17 protein-coding genes and 1 pseudogene are annotated in these 16529 nt (G+C 64.7%); 8 read left to right on the top strand and 10 right to left on the bottom strand.

The window, feature by feature from the left end; all coding sequences use genetic code 11:
• Positions 1–217: 217 nt before the first annotated feature.
• The 4 genes from AC1DQ3_RS11265 to AC1DQ3_RS11280 all read right to left on the bottom strand — a co-directional run bounded on the left by AC1DQ3_RS11265 (position 218) and on the right by AC1DQ3_RS11280 (position 4714).
• On the bottom strand, positions 218–2065 hold the full coding sequence (locus tag AC1DQ3_RS11265; protein WP_477120275.1) for an Hsp70 family protein: 1848 nt from the start codon (positions 2063–2065) through the stop codon (positions 218–220).
• On the bottom strand, positions 2062–2673 hold the full coding sequence (locus AC1DQ3_RS11270; protein WP_477120276.1) for a DUF2760 domain-containing protein: 612 nt from the start codon (positions 2671–2673) through the stop codon (positions 2062–2064). Before AC1DQ3_RS11270 ends, AC1DQ3_RS11265 begins: the two co-directional genes overlap by 4 nt.
• Before the next feature lie 312 nt (positions 2674–2985).
• Positions 2986–4188, bottom strand: coding sequence for a polysaccharide pyruvyl transferase family protein (locus tag AC1DQ3_RS11275; RefSeq protein WP_477120277.1), 1203 nt, complete (start codon positions 4186–4188; stop codon positions 2986–2988).
• A 52-nt stretch (positions 4189–4240) separates the two neighbouring features.
• Complete coding sequence (locus AC1DQ3_RS11280; RefSeq protein ID WP_477120278.1) at positions 4241–4714, bottom strand: Lrp/AsnC family transcriptional regulator; 474 nt, start codon at positions 4712–4714, stop codon at positions 4241–4243.
• Positions 4715–4949: 235 nt separating this feature from the next.
• Between AC1DQ3_RS11280 and hppD the strand changes: the two genes are divergently transcribed.
• From hppD to AC1DQ3_RS11305, 5 genes are all read left to right on the top strand, one after another.
• Positions 4950–6023 (top strand): 4-hydroxyphenylpyruvate dioxygenase, encoded by a 1074-nt coding sequence (hppD, locus tag AC1DQ3_RS11285; protein ID WP_477120279.1) that lies wholly within the window; start codon positions 4950–4952, stop codon positions 6021–6023.
• Positions 6024–6169: 146 nt separating this feature from the next.
• The gene (locus AC1DQ3_RS11290) at positions 6170–7588 is read left to right on the top strand and encodes an amino acid permease (RefSeq protein WP_477120280.1); all 1419 of its coding nucleotides are present in this window, start codon (positions 6170–6172) and stop codon (positions 7586–7588) included.
• Positions 7589–7646: 58 nt separating this feature from the next.
• Complete coding sequence (locus AC1DQ3_RS11295; RefSeq protein ID WP_477120281.1) at positions 7647–8849, top strand: amino acid aminotransferase; 1203 nt, start codon at positions 7647–7649, stop codon at positions 8847–8849.
• A gap of 50 nt (positions 8850–8899) precedes the next feature.
• On the top strand, positions 8900–9280 hold the full coding sequence (locus tag AC1DQ3_RS11300) for a DUF302 domain-containing protein (protein ID WP_477120282.1): 381 nt from the start codon (positions 8900–8902) through the stop codon (positions 9278–9280).
• A 176-nt stretch (positions 9281–9456) separates the two neighbouring features.
• On the top strand, positions 9457–9837 hold the full coding sequence (locus tag AC1DQ3_RS11305) for a RidA family protein (protein ID WP_477120283.1): 381 nt from the start codon (positions 9457–9459) through the stop codon (positions 9835–9837).
• Positions 9838–9891: 54 nt separating this feature from the next.
• Here AC1DQ3_RS11305 and AC1DQ3_RS11310 read toward each other — a convergent pair whose 3' ends face one another.
• Positions 9892–10413 carry a hypothetical protein gene (locus AC1DQ3_RS11310; RefSeq protein WP_477120284.1) on the bottom strand — a complete coding sequence of 174 codons (522 nt, stop codon included), beginning with the start codon at positions 10411–10413 and terminating at the stop codon, positions 9892–9894.
• A gap of 185 nt (positions 10414–10598) precedes the next feature.
• Between AC1DQ3_RS11310 and AC1DQ3_RS11315 the strand changes: the two genes are divergently transcribed.
• Both AC1DQ3_RS11315 and AC1DQ3_RS11320 read left to right on the top strand, forming a co-directional pair.
• Positions 10599–10982, top strand: a complete 384-nt coding sequence (locus AC1DQ3_RS11315; protein ID WP_477120285.1) for an ArsR/SmtB family transcription factor — start codon at positions 10599–10601, stop codon at positions 10980–10982.
• Entirely contained in the window at positions 10979–12061 is a 1083-nt protein-coding gene (locus AC1DQ3_RS11320; RefSeq protein WP_477120286.1) for an SRPBCC domain-containing protein, read from the top strand. Before AC1DQ3_RS11315 ends, AC1DQ3_RS11320 begins: the two co-directional genes overlap by 4 nt.
• A gap of 56 nt (positions 12062–12117) precedes the next feature.
• Here the strand turns inward: AC1DQ3_RS11320 and AC1DQ3_RS11325 are convergent, their stop codons facing one another.
• From AC1DQ3_RS11325 to AC1DQ3_RS11335, 3 genes are all read right to left on the bottom strand, one after another.
• Positions 12118–12318 carry a DUF3606 domain-containing protein gene (locus tag AC1DQ3_RS11325; protein WP_477120287.1) on the bottom strand — a complete coding sequence of 67 codons (201 nt, stop codon included), beginning with the start codon at positions 12316–12318 and terminating at the stop codon, positions 12118–12120.
• Between the two features lie 135 nt (positions 12319–12453).
• On the bottom strand, positions 12454–12876 hold the full coding sequence (locus tag AC1DQ3_RS11330) for a RidA family protein (protein ID WP_477120288.1): 423 nt from the start codon (positions 12874–12876) through the stop codon (positions 12454–12456).
• Positions 12866–14011 (bottom strand): DSD1 family PLP-dependent enzyme, encoded by a 1146-nt coding sequence (locus tag AC1DQ3_RS11335; protein WP_477120289.1) that lies wholly within the window; start codon positions 14009–14011, stop codon positions 12866–12868. Before AC1DQ3_RS11335 ends, AC1DQ3_RS11330 begins: the two co-directional genes overlap by 11 nt.
• A gap of 150 nt (positions 14012–14161) precedes the next feature.
• Between AC1DQ3_RS11335 and AC1DQ3_RS11340 the strand changes: the two are divergent.
• A pseudogene (locus AC1DQ3_RS11340) lies at positions 14162–14333 on the top strand (LysR family transcriptional regulator); the annotation flags it as partial.
• On the opposite strand, the gene AC1DQ3_RS11345 reads toward AC1DQ3_RS11340, so the two are convergent.
• Positions 14328–14714, bottom strand: a complete 387-nt coding sequence (locus AC1DQ3_RS11345) for a nuclear transport factor 2 family protein (protein WP_477120290.1) — start codon at positions 14712–14714, stop codon at positions 14328–14330. The pseudogene AC1DQ3_RS11340 and the gene AC1DQ3_RS11345 sit on opposite strands and share 6 nt — an antisense overlap.
• Positions 14715–14866: 152 nt before the next feature.
• Positions 14867–16450, bottom strand: coding sequence for a glucan biosynthesis protein G (locus AC1DQ3_RS11350; protein WP_477120291.1), 1584 nt, complete (start codon positions 16448–16450; stop codon positions 14867–14869).
• Positions 16451–16529: the final 79 nt, after the last annotated feature.

A 16529-nucleotide genomic window follows, 5' to 3' on the forward strand; every position in this document is an offset into this window, starting at 1 on the left:
GATCTGCCCCGATCCGTTTCGTGCTTACCCTGTCGCTTGTCTGCAACCGGGGCTTCAAGAGGTTGGAACTGAGGAAGCATCCCAACGTTGGTCTTGCACCTGGTCGCAACGTAGCGGGTTGGGTACCGCTTTGCCTGGTCAACCCGAGCTTGTTCAGTTGCCTCTACAAGCTCCGGCCTTTAGGCCGGGGTAGTTGACCTCATTCAGGCATCAGGCATCAGGCATTGGCACTGCCGCGCATGTTGAACTCGACCTTCCAGCGTTCCCCGCTGCCGCTGGACACGGCTTCCAGTTCCAGTGTCCCGGCCTCGGTGACCCGTGCGTGCAGCTTCACCGGCACGACTTCGCCAGCCGTGCGGCCTTCGGGCGGCAGCGTGGCCCGGATTTCATCGAGCTCATGCAGTTCCTCCGGCGACCAGTAGTCGATCAGGGTGCCGACCTGGTCGTGGCGGCGCACCGACGAGCCGAAGAAGCGGAAGTGGACGGGCTCGCCCACCACGAGGCCGAATTCCTGCGGCGGCAAGGCAGCCTCGGTACCTTCTTCCATGCCGAACGGCGCCACGCACAGCGCCTGGATGGGCGGCTCGAAACCAGGCACGGCGGGCATCGACGATTCCACGGCGATGTAGTAGGCACGCGCGGTGCCGCCACGAATGCGCACACCCCTGCCGCGCCGCACGTAGCCGTAGTAAGCGGCACCGCGCGCCACTGCCAGGTCCAGATCGGCGCCTTCCAGCAGGCGCGCCGGCGCTGCGCCTTCTGCGGCAAGCCAGCCATTGAGCGTCTGCAGGATGCGGTCCACCAGCAAGCCCGACTTGAACACGCCGCCATTGAAGAGCACGGCGGTGGGATGCAGGAAGGTCGCGTGCTCGGGCTGCGTGGCTTGCACGCCTTGGAGTTCGGTCAATGCGGCAACCTGGCGGCCGAGGAACGCGGCCAGGTGTCGCGTGATGGCCGCGTCCTGCGCATAGGGCAGGCCGAGCTGCGTCAGCCCGGCGCGTGCCCGGCTCACCGGACGGGCCGAGCCGTCCACTTGCGGGAAAAACCCTTCCAGGATGGTCTGCGTGAGTTCGGTGCGCGTCAGCTCCGTGCGGATCGAGCCGCCGATCAGCTTGGAGCCACGGCTGGGCACGACCAGCGGCACATCATCCGTGCCGGGGTCGGTCAACAGCGTTTCCTTGGCCGAGCGGCAGGCATAGGTGAGCGCGCGCAGTTGCCACGGATCGGCCTGCGTGCCCTGGGCAGCCAGCTTGCGCGCCACCACATGGGCCAGCGCGAGGTCCATATTGTCGCCGCCGAGCAGGATGTGCTCGCCCACGGCAACGCGGTGCAGTTCGAGGTTGCCTTCGCGCTCGATCACGGCGATCAGCGAAAGGTCGGTGGTGCCGCCGCCGACATCCACGACGAGGATGATGTCGCCGACTTTTACCTGCTTGCGCCAGACGCCATCGCTCTTCTGGATCCAGCTATAGAGGGCAGCCTGGGGCTCCTCCAGCAGGGTCATGTGTGCGTAGCCTGCGGCTTCGGCGGCCTCGGCCGTCAGTTCGCGTGCGGCCGGGTCGAACGATGCGGGAATCGTCACCGTGATTTCCTGCTCGTCAAACGGCGCCTCGGGATGAGCGTGGTCCCAGGCTTCGCGCAGATGCGTCAGATATCGGACGGAAGTATCGAGCGGCGAGACGCGCGGTACTTCGGGCGGCGCATCGTTCGGCAGGATCGCCGCCCGGCGGTCCACGCCGGGGTGGCACAGCCAGCTTTTCGCGCTCGACACCAGGCGGATCGGCGTGGCGGCGCCGCGGCTGCGCGCCAGTTCGCCAACCGCGAAGTCGCGCGTGGCAATCCAGGGCAGGCCCAGGTCCCCCGGGGCGAGTTCGCTCTGGTGCGGCAGGTAGAGAAAGGACGGCAGCAGATCGAGATCTTCAATGGCGCCAGGCGCGGTAAGCTGCGTGATCGGCAGGACACCCTGGCTGGTCTTTTCCCCGTCGCTGGCAGTCAGGTCGACGTAGGAGAGGGCGCTATGGGTGGTGCCCAGGTCGATGCCGATGGCATAGCGTGCGTCGCTCATAGCTCGACCTCGGCGGGGGCGATCACGGTGGCGTCATGGCGTTCGGCCAGGCGCGGCAGGCGGACTTCCTCGACTTTCCAGCCGCGGTGGCTGATGCTGCCGCTGAACGGCGCGCTGCCTACCACGTTGCCGGTCAGGCGGATGGCGGTGGCGTCGAAGCCATCGGCCAGCGTCACCCGGCTGCCTTCGGCTTCCTCGCGCACCGGCTTGATGGTGAAATGCTCGCGCAGCACCGCGCGGCAGCCATCGTGCACCAGGCGGGAGGCGGCGCCGATTTCCGTGTCGGAATAGCCCGCGATGTCTTCCTCGACGAAGTCGATAAAGCGCGCGTCGCGCTGGAGCAATCCCAGGAGCTGGAGGGCTGCCACCGGGCTCGCTTCCTTCAGCGCGGGCGCGGACGGTTGCGGTGCGCGTGCGCGTGCAGGTGCGCGTGCAGGTGCGGGTGCGGGTGCAGGTGCCGACACCGGCGCCGGGGCTGCCGCGGCAAGACCCTCGCCGTTGCGCAGGCGCCTTACGCCGGCCGCGAACTCGCGGTCGCCCAGGATGGTGAAGAAAGTGCCCACGGCAAGAGAGATCCTGCCGAGGAAAGATAGGTTCGAGTCGCTCATCAATGCTCCTGGTGTGCTCTGTCAAAGGACGAGCTGTCCTCGCGCGACGCTGGGCAATCCCCGCGGGCTCAGGCAATTCGGATGCCGAGGCGCGAGCCGGGTGTCGGCGTCATCTGTTTTGGGCCCTGTCGGGGCCATTCAGGTCCATATTTTGCCCTAACGCGCGCGCGAACCGGCCAATGCCGGGAACTTGCGCGGCCAACCCGAGCCGCGACAGTGGCGGAACCCGAATGGCGGCCCTGGAAGCCGGCCCCGCCGGTTATACAGCATCCCGGTGAGTTTTATGCGGTGCCGGGAACAATCCACCGCGTTTCACCCAACCACGGTGCCCTGCCGGTATGCCGCAACCAGTTCCCTCGCGGTCTGTTCCAGCCGCGCGGGCTCGAGCGCCAACGCCCGGCCGATGCCAGCGGCAAGCTCCCGCACCGCCACCGTGCGTGGGGCATCCGGCGGCTCCCAGGTGGCGGCGAAGGCGGCCTGCTTGCCGGTGTCCGGCGCCTGCCCCGGGCGCAGGAAGTTCAGGCGAGGCAGGGCAAATGCCATCGCCACGATGCGCCCGTGGAGGCTGCTGCCGGCAAAGCCGCGGCTATGGGCGATCACCGCGCAGATGTCCCAGATATCGAGGGTCTGGACGATGTGCGGCGCTGGCGTGCCCATGTACCGCGCCAGGCGCTGGTAACAGGAGAGGTCGTCATGCCAGGGGGCGGCACCTGCGCGGAACAGCGCAATGCCGTATCCCGTTGCTCGTGCGGCGCGGTCGAGCTGGCCGGCGAGGCCGCGCAGCGTTTCATCGTCGCCAAAGTCCGCGCTGAACTGCACGGCAAGGTAGCCCTGCGGGAAAGCCTTGATCACCTGCGCCGGTTCGCCGCGGCGGGCACGATCGCGGATGCGGGGGGTGAACAGCGCCGCCACCATGACCGCCGGGTCCGGCAGCACGCTGGCTGCTATGCCGTTGGCCAGCAAAAAGCGCCTGGTCAGGTCGTCTCTTGCGCTGACATGGTCCGCGGCCTTCAGCTTGCCCAGCACCTCGGCCTGCATGGCCGGGTCGCGCTGGTCCAGGTCGACGCCGCCCACGGCGTTGTAGATCACGCGCCGTGCCTGGGGGAACCGTCCCCGTGGCAGCGCGTATGGCGCCAGATCTTCCACGCCCAGCACGCTGTGCGCCCAGGCCTGGCGCTCCCCCGGGCGGTCGTGGAACCGCGCGATCACTGCCCCGGCCCCTTCCGGCGGCTGCAGCATCACCGCCGCCTCCCACGCCTCGCAGCAGAGAATCTCGCCGCCCACGTGGATGATGTCCGCCCCGCGCAGGCCCGGCTGCGCGGCGAACTGCGCCAGCGAACCGACCCGGTGGCCGCCATGCGGCAGCAGGTTGCGCTGCGCCAGCCCGGCATAGTGGGGCGCCGGGCCTTTCAACAGGCACGTAAGCACATGGGGTAACAGCAGATCGCCGAAGTTATGGCGATCGAAGGCACCAAACAGGATGACGGGGCAGCCGGTTTCCAGGGCAGGGGGCACGGGGCGGGTGAGTCAGGGATCCCATCAAAGCATAGGCCGTCCGGCTCACGGCTCACGGTTCCAGGGGCATCGCACTGGTGCACTTGATCTCATCCAGGCAGACGCTGGACTTTACCCCGCTCACACCCGGGATGCGCATCAGCGTGTCGAGCAGGAAATCCGAAAGCGATTTGAGATCACGCGCCACTACCTTCAGCACGTAGTCGATATCTCCCGTGACGGAGAAGCATTCCTGGATCTGGGCCAGTTCGGCGACCAGCCCCTTGAAATTCGATAGATCCCGGATATGGCCACGCTCCATCGTGACATGGATAAAGGCGGTGACGCCGAACCCCAGGCTGGTGGAGTCCAGCCGGGCCTCGTAGCGCTTGATGATGCCCGTCTCTTCCAGGCGGCGATGCCGGCGCAGCGTCTGGGCCGGCGACAGGCGAATCGCCTCGGCCAGTTCGAGGTTGGACGCACGTCCGTTTTCCTGCAGCGCCGCCAGCAAGCGGCGGTCTATGCGATCAAGCTCAGAATGGTGCACTTTTGTTTCTCTGATCATGTAAATAAGGAAATTTTATATCATGATCAAGGGTTTGCCTGCGTGGATTACGAAATCCTATTTACCGGGCCGGAATATAAACTCAGTTCCACATTGACGGTACGCATGGGGAGCCGAGAGCCCCCGTCGTACGTGTCTGGCGCTGCGCACCAAGGCGTTGGCGTACAGCAGCCACCCTATTATTTCTCTCGTCCCCCAACTTCTTGTTGAGTACACCATGGCCGATCTGTTTGAAAATCCGATGCAGTTGATGGGCTTCGAATTCGTGGAATTCGCCTCGCCCACGCCCAACCTCCTGGAACCGCTGTTCGAACAGATGGGCTTCAGCCTGGTGGCGCGCCACCGCTCCAAGGATGTCGTGCTGTTCCGCCAGGGCGAGGTCAATTTCATCGTCAACCGCGAGCCGAACAGCCCGGCGGCCTACTTTGCGGCCGAGCACGGACCGAGCGCCTGCGGCATGGCCTTCCGCGTGAAGGACTCGCACAAGGCTTATGCGCGCGCCCTGGAACTCGGCGCCCAGCCGGTGGAAATCGCCACCGGCCCGATGGAGCTGCGCCTGCCGGCAATCAAGGGCATCGGCGGCGCGCCGCTATACCTGATCGACCGCTTCGAAGAAGGCAAGTCCATCTATGACATCGACTTCGAATTCATCGAAGGCGTGGACCGCCACCCGGTGGGCCACGGCCTGCGCCTGATCGATCACCTGACGCACAATGTCTACCGTGGCCGCATGGCTTACTGGGCTAATTTCTACGAAAAGCTGTTCAACTTCCGCGAAATCCGCTATTTCGACATCCAGGGGGAATACACCGGCCTGACCTCGAAGGCCATGACYGCSCCGGAYGGCAWGATCCGCATCCCGCTGAACGARGARTCGTCCAAGGGCGCCGGCCAGATCGAGGAATTCCTGATGGCATTCAACGGCGAGGGCATCCAGCACATCGCCTTCCTGACCGACAACCTGATCGAAGTCATCGACCGCCTGCAGATGGCCGGCGTGCCCCTGATGACAGCACCCAACGATTACTACTACCAAGGTCTGGAAAAGCGCCTGCCGGGCCACGGCTTGCCGGTGGACCAGCTGCAGACGCGCGGCATCCTGGTCGACGGCACCACCGAAGGCGGCAAGCCGCGCCTGCTGCTGCAGATCTTCTCGAAGACCGCGCTCGGCCCGGTGTTCTTCGAATTCATCCAGCGCAAGGGCGACGAAGGCTTCGGCGAAGGCAACTTCAAGGCGCTCTTCGAATCGCTGGAGCGCGACCAGATCCAACGCGGCACCCTCAAGGTCTGAGACCCACAAGGTCAACAAGACACTGACTGCAACAACACCGTCCGGCGCGGCAGTACGGCTGCGCGCTGGCGGTGCCATGGCCAAAGCGCCCGCAAAACGCGAGAGGCGCAGGCCCATATTCCAAAAGAGTGGGTAGAGACAAAACCATGGTTCCCAATTCCAAGAGCAGCAAGAGCGGCATCAAGAGCACCAAGGGCACGGAAGAGACACTCAAGCGCGGCTTGAAAAACCGGCATATCCAGCTGATCGCGCTGGGCGGTGCCATTGGCACCGGCCTGTTCCTGGGCATTGCCCAGACCATCAAGATGGCAGGCCCTTCGGTCCTGCTCGGCTACGCGGTAGCCGGCATCATCGCCTTCTTCATCATGCGGCAGCTCGGGGAGATGGTGGTCGACGAACCCGTCGCCGGCTCCTTCAGCCACTTCGCCAACAAATATTGCGGGCACTTTGCCGGCTTCATGTCGGGCTGGAACTACTGGGTGCTGTATATCCTGGTCAGCATGGCGGAGCTGTCGGCGGTGGGCATCTATGTCCAGTACTGGTGGCCACACATCCCCACCTGGGTCTCCGCACTGGCGTTCTTCCTGCTGATCAACGCCATCAACCTGTCGAGCGTCAAGTCGTTTGGCGAGATGGAATTCTGGTTCTCCATCGTCAAGGTCCTGGCCATCGTCGGCATGATCGTATTCGGCGGCTACCTGCTGGCATCCGGCAACGCCGGGCCGCAGGCGAGCGTGTCCAACCTGTGGCAGCACGGCGGCTTCTTCCCGAACGGCATCTCCGGCCTGGTCATGGCCATGGCGGTGATCATGTTCTCGTTCGGCGGCCTGGAACTGGTGGGTATTACCGCGGCGGAGGCCGATAATCCGGAAAAGACCATCCCCAAGGCCACCAACCAGGTGATCTACCGCATCCTGATTTTCTACGTGGGCGCACTGGGCGTACTGCTCTCGCTCTACCCGTGGGAAAAGGTCGTGACCGGCGGCAGCCCGTTCGTGCTGATCTTCCATGCGATGAACAGCGACTTCGTGGCAACGGTGCTCAACGCCGTGGTGCTGACGGCCGCGCTGTCGGTCTATAACAGCGGCGTGTATTGCAACAGCCGCATGCTGTACGGCCTGGCCAGGCAGGGCAATGCGCCGCAAGCGCTGCTGAAGGTCAACAAGCGCGGGATTCCGCTGGCCGCGCTGGGCGTTTCCGCACTGGCCACGGCGGCCTGCGTGGTGATCAACTACTTCATGCCGGGCCAAGCCTTTGAACTGCTGATGGGCCTGGTGGTCTCGGCACTGATCATCAACTGGGCGATGATCAGCATCATTCACCTCAAGTTCCGCCGCGACAAGCGCATTGCCGGCCAGGAAACGCGCTTCAAGAGCCTGGGCTATCCGTTCACGAATTACCTGTGCCTGGCTTTCCTGGCGGGTATCCTGTACGTGATGTACCTCACGCCGGGGCTGCGCATTTCGGTCTACCTGATTCCGGCATGGCTGGCCGTCCTGGGCCTGAGCTATCGCTTGCGGCAAAAGAACGCGGCGTTGGCCCTGCAGCAGAGCGTATCGGCATAATGATGACCCTGGCGGCCCACCGGCCGCCGGCCACAACCCATTCCAGCCAGAGTATCCAATGTTCGAACATATCGATGCCTATCCCGGCGACCCGATCCTTTCGCTCAACGAAAGCTTTCAACAAGATCCCAGGACCGACAAGGTCAACCTGAGCATCGGCATCTACTTCGATGGCGAAGGCCGGCTGCCGGTGATGCAGGCGGTGGCGCAGGCCGAAGCCGAGCTGATGGCCGACATGGGCCCGCGTCCCTACCTGCCCATGGCCGGCTTCGCGAGCTACCGGGACGCCGTGCAGGCGCTGGTCTTCGGCGAGGCATCCAGCGCGCGCGCGGAGGGACGCATCGCGACCGTGCAGACCCTGGGAGGTTCGGGCGCGCTGCGCGTGGGCGCCGACTTCCTGAAGCACTATTTCCCCAAGGCGCAAGTCTGGATCAGCGATCCGAGCTGGGAAAACCATCGCGTGATCTTCGAGCGCACGGGCTTTACCGTCAATTCCTATCCGTACTACGACGACGCCACCGGCGGCCTGAAGTTCGACGCCATGATGGAAGCGCTGCGGGTCATCCCGAAGCGCAGCATCGTGCTGCTGCATGCCTGCTGCCACAACCCGACCGGCGTGGACCTGAGCCAGGACCAGTGGCGCAAGCTCATCACGCTGCTGAAGGCGAACGAGTTGCTGCCTTTCGTCGACATGGCCTACCAGGGTTTTGGCGCCGGCCTGGACGACGATGCCTTTGCGGTGCGCGAGCTGGTGGCGCAAGGCGTGCCGTGCCTGGTGGCAAACTCGTTCTCGAAGAACTTCTCGCTGTATGGCGAACGTTGCGGCGGGCTGAGCGTGGTTTGCGACAACGCGGCAGAGACTGGCCGGGTGCTGGGCCAGTTGACGGGCGCGGTGCGCGCCAACTACAGCAACCCGCCGACGCACGGCGCACGGGTGGTGGCCAAGGTCTTGACCACACCGGCACTGCGCGTGACGTGGGAGCTCGAACTGGCGCAGAAGTGCGAACGCATTGCCAGGATGCGCGGGTCGATCCACGACAGACTGCAAGGCCATGTGAGTGGCGAGGCGCTGTCGCGTTACCTGACCCAGAGAGGCATGTTCACCTATACCGGCCTGACGGCCGATCAGGTGGACCGCCTGCGCGCGGAGCACGGCGTGTACCTGCTGCGCTCGGGGCGGATGTGCGTGGCCGGCCTGAACGAGCGCAATGTCGCGCAGGTGGCGGGAGCCATTGCCAGCGTGCTGGCGCGTACTGCGTAAGGACTGCGGTGTACAGTAACCGGTGCCGTTGATCGGATACTGTCACCGCCATGGAAACCATCGCCAGCCGCTACGATTTTCCGCTCACCCTGGAGCGCCTTCTCGCGGCGTTCAAGGAGAAGGGCATCACGGTCTTTGCCCGCATCGACCATGCCGAGAGCGCGCGCAATGCGGGGCTGGCGATGCCGCCCACGCAAGTGCTGATCTTCGGCAATCCCAAGGCCGGTACGCCGCTGATGCTGGCGGTGCCAGGCGTTGCGCTGGACTTGCCGCTGCGCGTGCTGGTGCGCGATGACGATCAGGGACGCACCTGGGTGAGCTTTCATCAGGCCAGCGAACTGGAGCACACGCATTCGTTGCCCGCGGGCAGTGCGACACCGCTGGCGGCGGCTGAAAATCTGATTCGAGGCAGCGTGGGCGCGCAAGGCTGATCGCTGCGGGCTGCTCAGCCGGACGTATTCCTTGCGCAGCATTATTTGGTAACCGGCGGTTGGGGTCCTGAATGCGCTTGTCCTAGACTGGAAAACCGCATCGCCGCCATCCGCCGCTGCTTCACCCTGCGGTCATGCGCGCGGCATCCGAAGCAATCACCGACACGGGGCGCACCATGGAATTCCTGAACTCCGGCAAGATCCTTCCCGCAGGGCTGCCTTTCTCAGAGGGCGTGCGGGTTGGCGAACTGTTGTACCTCTCCGGGCAGATGGGGATCGTGCCCGGCACCACCCGACTTGTGCCGGGCGGAATCCGCGAAGAAGCCAGGCAGACGCTGATGAATATCCGGGGCACGCTCGAAGCGAACGGCCTGTCGCTCAAGGATGTGGCCAAGTGCACCATCATGCTGGCCGATATCGGCGATTGGCAGATCTTCAACGAGGTCTACAAGGATTTCTTCCAGGCCCCGTACCCGGCGCGCAGCGCGCTCGGCGCCATCGGGCTGGCCCTTGGCGCCAGGGTGGAGGTGGAGTGCGTTGCGGTATTCAGCGGCTAGCGGGCTAGCGGCTGAACCGCGATTCGGGCGCGGTTGCGCCCGAATCCAATGGCTTCATTTGCTGGCTTCGCGGCTGTCGCCGCCGATCATGTCGAGGATGATCATCGTGCGGTCCAGCTTGCCGCTGTCGTCAAAATAGGCGCTGAAGTGGGCCGGCAAGTAGCCGCCCGCATAAAGCCGGTACGACCACGCCTCGCGCTTCATGAGCGGGTAATACTGGACCGGCTCGCGCGGCAGGCCGAACCGCTCGGCCACGTCGTGCTTGGTCCAGACGCCCGGCCGCGCTTCATAGATCTCCTTCTCGGTCAGCATCTGGCGGAAGCTGGCCAGGTTCCCGCTCGCGTCGAAATCCGCGGCATAGACCTCGTATCCGAGCGGCTGCTTCGAGTAGATCCAGCGGATGGTGCCTCCGGTGAGCTGGTAGGTCTCAGTGGGGGCGCCGAACGTATCGCGCACACTATTTTGCGGACTGCCGATCATTTTCTGCGCGGTCTGTACGGGTTCCAGGCTCGCGCAGGCACACAGCGCGAACGTGGTAGCGGCCACGGCCGCCCATCCGGCTAAGCGATATCGCATGACCATTCTCCAGCGTCGACTAACTCATTCAGCATAGTGCATGCGCACGCATATGCACCCGTCGCGCCCCCTTGCTCCTGAGGTAAACGCTTCTGGCGGGGAAATTATTCCACCACCTCCGGTCGCGGGCGGCACTCATGATCCTCTGTCTTGACTTTCATTTAACCTGGTGGTTAAATGAATCCATGCCAACCTTTATCGACCCGCTGACCACGATCTTTGCCGCCCTGGCCGACCCGACGCGCCGTGCGATCCTGGCGCGCCTGGCCGAAGGGGAGGCGCCGGTGAGCGAGCTGGCGCGTCCGTTCGAGATATCCGCCCCCGCGATTTCGAAGCATCTGCGCGTGCTCGCGGAAGCGGGCCTGATCGAGCGCGAAGTCAACGCGCGCTGGCGCATCTGCCACCTGCGGGCCGATGCGCTGCGCGACGCGCATGACTGGCTGGGTACCTACCGGCGCCATTGGGAAGGCAACCTGGATCGCCTTGTTGAGTTCGTCGAACGCACCCATGCGGCGGGCGCCACCGAAGGCGCCCCCGATGCAGGCCAAGCCCGAGGGAAAAAATCATGACCCAAGCTGCTACCTTCCACCTGGAAATGGACCGTTTTATCCGCGCCCCGCGCGAGAAGGTTTTCGATGCCTTCACCAGCCAGGCCGCGCTGGCCGAGTGGCATTGCCCGCGCGGCATGAGCGTGCTGGAAGTCAGCGCCGACGCGCGCGTCGGTGGCAAGTACCGCGTCGTGATGGGCGGGCGCGATGGTTCGAGGCACATCGTGGGTGGCGAGTACCAGGCGATCGACCGGGCCGACTTCCTCGCCTATACCTGGTCGTGGGAATCCGGTGCCATGCCGCAGGAAATCAGGACGCTGATCGAAGTCACGCTGACGGAGAAGGATGGCGGTACCCATCTGCATATGCGTCACAGCGGCTTCCCCGATGTGCGGGAGCGCGATTCGCATATGGGTGGATGGCAGTCGGTGTTCAACCGCCTCAGCGATTACCTCGATCCGGCTGGCAGCGCCAGCACCGTCACGGTGATCGGCGATCCGCGCAGCAGCTACTGCCGCACGGTGCGCATGGCGCTGGAGGAAAAAGGCGTGGCCTACACGCTGCAGCCGGTGCCGCCGCATTCGCCGAAGGTGCTCGCGCACAATCCGTTCGGGCGCGTCCCCGTACTGACCGATGGACCGATCGCGTTCTACGAGACCCGCGCGATCCTGGGCTATCTCGAGGAAGCCTTCGAAGGACCGAGCCTGCTGGCCCAATGGGGCCCCACCGCCCGTGCGCGCGCCGAGCAATGGATCAGCCTGATCAACTGCCATGCCTATGACACGATGGTCCGCCGCTACGTGCTGCAGTACGTTTTCCCCAAGGGCGAAAACGGCCAGCCCGATCGCGCGGTGATCGATGCGGCGCTGCCGGAGATGGCCGCGCAATTGCAGGCGCTGGACGCCGCTTACGGCGATCGCGATTACCTGGTCGGTACGGCGATGTCGATGCCGGACCTGTTCCTCGTGCCGATCCTGACGTCCGTCGGCATGTTTCCCGAGGGTGCTGCATTGCTGGAGACGTATCCAAACCTGCGGCGCGCGCAGGCGGTCATGCGCGCGCGGCCGAGCTTTGCCGCCACGCAGCCGCAACTCGGCTGACACGGCTGACGATCGGGCCTGCCCTGACAGTCCCGCCCCATGCGGCAGCGAGTCAGCTACCCATGCCGCTTGTCCGGGTACAGCGTCTCCAGGTGGGCCCGGACCGCGGAAATGTGATCGCCCGCGTTCGACACGGCTTCCTGGAGTTCGGCCTGCGTACAGTTAAGCTCCGTGCACCAGTACTGGACTTCAAGCGCGTCCATCGTATTGACCCGGCCCGGGTCCAATGGCCTGAAGCGTTTCGTATCGTTGGTCATGCGGTTCTCCCAAGCCCCGGCCCGCCGCGTCACATGGTGTCGTGGGCGGGCCAGGCTGCCTTCGAAAGGATGCCTTGCATTGTAGTCATTGATCGGCTGCGCATGGCTACGAGTTACCACTTGCGGCCGGGGGCGCTACGGCGCTGGCAGGACAGCTTGCAGGACAATCGCCGTGGCCTCCACTTCGACCTTCAGGCCAAAATGCAGCGGGCCGGTCGGCACGATCGCCCGCGCCGGGCGCGCATTGCCCGCCCATGCGGTGTAGATCGCGTTGAATGCCGGCCAGTTCTCCATGGCGTCCACATACACACGCACCTGGGCCAGTCCGTCGATGCCGCTCCCCGCGGCGATCAGCGCCGCCTCCACGTTCGCCAGCACCTGCCGCGCTTGCTCCTCGAAGGGGGCGTCAACGAGCTTTTGCCCGTCGGGCGTGATCGGCAGCTGGCCGGATACGAAGACAAAGCCATTGGCGACCGTCGCGTGGCTGTAGTGTCCGCCGGGCGCGGATAGCCCGGCCGGAGAGATCGTCCGCACCGCGGGGTTCGAATTACCATCCATGGAACCGGCTCCAGGTAGTGAGCTCGCCGTCTTGCGCGAGCGCGTGATATTCAGGAAACTGCGCCCCCGTTGCACAGGCGTGATTGGGCAGGATGCGCAGCAGCGTGCCAATGGGGAAGCGCGCCACGATGTCAGGCTCCGGGGAGCCTTCACGCGAGAGAATGCCATGTTCCTGGTTGGCGCCGCTGAGCACGTACCCCGGCAGCACGGCGCCGTCGATGCCGCAGACCTGGCCGTAACCGAAATCGCACTTCTGCTTTTGCGTGCCGCGGTCGCGGCTCATGGCCATCCATCCCGCGTCGACGATGGCCCAGCCATTGTCCGCCTGGTGCCCGATCACGGTGGTCAGCACGCTCAGGGCCACGTCGTCCGTGGTACACACGCCGACGTTGCGCATGACGAGATCGAAGAACACGTAGACGCCCGCGCGCACTTCGGTGACGCCTTCGAGGCTGGATGCCGAGAGTGCGGTGGGGGTGGAGCCCACGCTGACAACCGGGCAGGGTAGACCTGCTTCGCGCAGCCGGGATGCCGCCTTGACGCAGCCGGCCCGCTCCTGCTCCGCCATCGCGGCCAGGGCTTCGGGCGTGTCCAGGTCGTAGCTGGAGCCGGCGTGCGTCATCACGCCGCCCAGGCGGGCGCCGCCCTGGTGCAGCACGCGGGCGACCGCGAGCAGCGCCGCCTCGTCGGGACGGATGCCGGAGCGGTGGCCATCGGTGTCGATTTCGATCCAGACCTCGAACACTTCGCCATGCTCGGCGCCGAACGCGACGATGGCTTCGGCCGATGCCACGCTATCGGTGACGATCTTCAGGTGGCAGCCCTGCCGGCGCAGGGCCAGGGCCTGGGGCAGCTTGCTCTGCACCATGCCAACGCCGTAGAGGATGTCGGTGATGCCATCGGCGAAGAAATGCGCGGCTTCCTTGAGCGTGGAAACGGTGATGCCGCGCGCGCCGGCAGCGATTTGCGCGTGCACCACGGGCGAGCATTTACTGGTCTTGGCATGCGGACGGAAGCGCACGCCGAGTGCATTCATGCGCATCTGCATGCGCTGGATATTGTGCTGCATGCGGGCCAGGTCGATCACCGCTGCCGGCGTCTCCAGGCTCGCGAGTGTGTCGGAGGAAATAGGCATATCGTCTTTGGGTGGTCTTTGGATGGTCTTTGGCGTCTTTGGATGCGTTACAGGCCCTCAGTGTAGGAAGGAGTACGTGGCTCGTGGTTAAATACACGAACATCAATCGTTAAGCAGAGTTTAATGATCCAGGTCGAAGACCTGCGGGGGGAGGCGGTGGCACGTGGCTCGCTAGTCCGCGTGCTTGCCGATTGGGAGTGCGACAGCGCGCCGGTGACGCTGCTGGTGCGGACGCGGCGGGGGCGTTGCGGCACGGGTGCAGGTGCTGCTGGCGTTTCTTGAGGAGGGGGAAGTAGCGTCCATATCGGAAGCCGCTTCATAGAAAGCGCAGGGACGTATCGGCAAAGCCCCTCCAGCGACGAATCTTGCCGTCGAGGACCGTGAAGATGTGTGCCCATTCGGTTTCAACCAGCTTGCCTTCGGGACGCGTGGTCCCCCGCAAGTAGCCGAGTACGACCACATGCTCGCCTGACTCGATAAACTCGCGCGGCTCGAAAAGTTGCGTGTCATCCGCCTGCGCGAGCTGTGCGAAGAAGCTGGCGACTTCGGCTTTGTTGTTGCGCTGCCCGGTATAGGGAATCTGGGGCGGCCCTACCATCTTCCAGTCGACCCTGTCCGCCACAAGATCGAGGATGGCATTGACGTCGCCGCGGCCATACGCCTCATAGGCTGATTTCACGACAGAAATCGGGGTGGTCATCATTGTCTCCGGTTGTACGCTCCGCCCTGCCATCGCTGGGGCGGGTGTCTCAAACTTAGAGCGCAACGGTGTCCTATTCAAGGTACGTGGTCCTTGCCGATCCGATCCTGTCCAAATATCGCGGATGCCCCCTACGCCGCGGCGATGCCGCTCGCTTATTGTCCCCCGACCGAATATGGCGGCAGCTGGTAGCTCCACGTCTCGCTTAGCGTCTTGTCGCCGGACACCAGTGCAGCGCGCATTTCCACTACCTTGCGCGGATCCTTGACCTTGATCCGCAGATTCAGCCGCCAGCCTTTGGTGACAGGGTTGGGCTCCAGCACGTTGGCGAGGAGCTCGGCGTTGTCGCTCACGCTGACCTGCGCGCCGACCTGCGCGCCGGCGGGAAGATTCGCAAGAACGGGGCCTTCGAAATCGACTGCAAGGCCGGTGCTGCCATCCAGGCGGCGGATCAGGTTGGCCTGCGTGATTTCTCCCGCCGAGCGCAGCGTTTGCTTGACCCAGGCCAGATTCTTGTCGATCAGGGCGCGCTCGTTGATGGTCCAGTGCATCGTGTAGTCGGCCTGCAGCGGCTGGCCCGTGGGCGGCAACCGGTCCGGCGTCCAGAAGGCGACGATGTTGTCATTGGTCTCGTCCGGCGTGGGGATTTCCACGAGTTCGACCTTGCCCTTGCCCCAGTCGCCCTGCGGTTCGATCCAGGCGCTCGGGCGCAGGTCATAGCGGTCCTTCAGGTCTTCATAGGCGGAGAAGTCGCGCCCGCGCTGGAGCAGCCCGAAGCCCCTCGGGTTCGTGACCTGGAAGGTGCTGATGCCGAGGTTGCGCGGGTTGTTCAGCGGCCGCCACAGCCATTCGCCATTTCCGGTGTGGATGGAGAGTCCGTTGGAGTCATGCAGGGATGGCCGGAAGTTGTGCGGATCGCGTTGCTGGTTCGGCCCGAACAGGAACATGCTGGTCAGCGGCGCCACGCCGAGTTTGGTCACGGGCCCACGCAGAAAGATGCGTGCCTGTACCTTGAGGATCGAGTCCTCGCCGGGGTAGAGATCGAAGCGGTAAGCGCCGGTGGCGCTCGGCGAGTCAAGCAGGGCGTAGAACACGAGATGCTTGTCCTGCGGTTCGGGCCGCGCAATCCAGAACTCGCGGAAGGCCGGAAATTCCTCGGCTGCGGGCAGCCCGGTATTGATGGCCAGGCCGCGGCTGGACAGGCCATACACCTGGTTCTTGCCGATGACCCGGAAATAGCTGGCGCCCAGCACGCTCATGATCTCGTCGAGCTTGTCGGCGCGGTTGATCGGGTAGAGCACCCGAAAGCCGGCATAGCCAAGCCTGCCGGTCGCGGACTTGCCGAACTTCAGGTCGCCGAAGTCAAACCGCGCCGGGTCGTATCTGATCTCATGGACGTCGTTGCGGACGATCTCGTTGATGCGAACCGGGCTGCCGAACTGCATGCCTTGGTGGTAGAAGCCCAGGCGGAACGGCGTAGCCTGGTCTTTCCACTCCATCATGTCGCTGCGGGGCTGGATCTTGATGTAGTCGCCAAACTGCATCTGGCTGAATGCCGGTGGCAGGTTGCTGGCCGGTGCGGCATACGCCATGTCCGCCAGTGCCTTGGCACGGGTTGTCACGTCGTCCAGGGAGAACGCGCAAGCCTGGTTGCCGCACAGCAGCGCCAAAGCCATGAGAGCTGGCAAGGCGGTCTGCGTCCTGGTACGCAGCGACGCGGCGAAGGCGGCAAGAACCATGAGTCTCTCCAGATAATGCACGCCGGGAAATGCTGCCGCGGCACGTGCGGGAAAAGCCGCCGGCGTGGTGGCGGTAAAC

The organism is Cupriavidus sp. 01T418 (assembly GCF_056398885.1).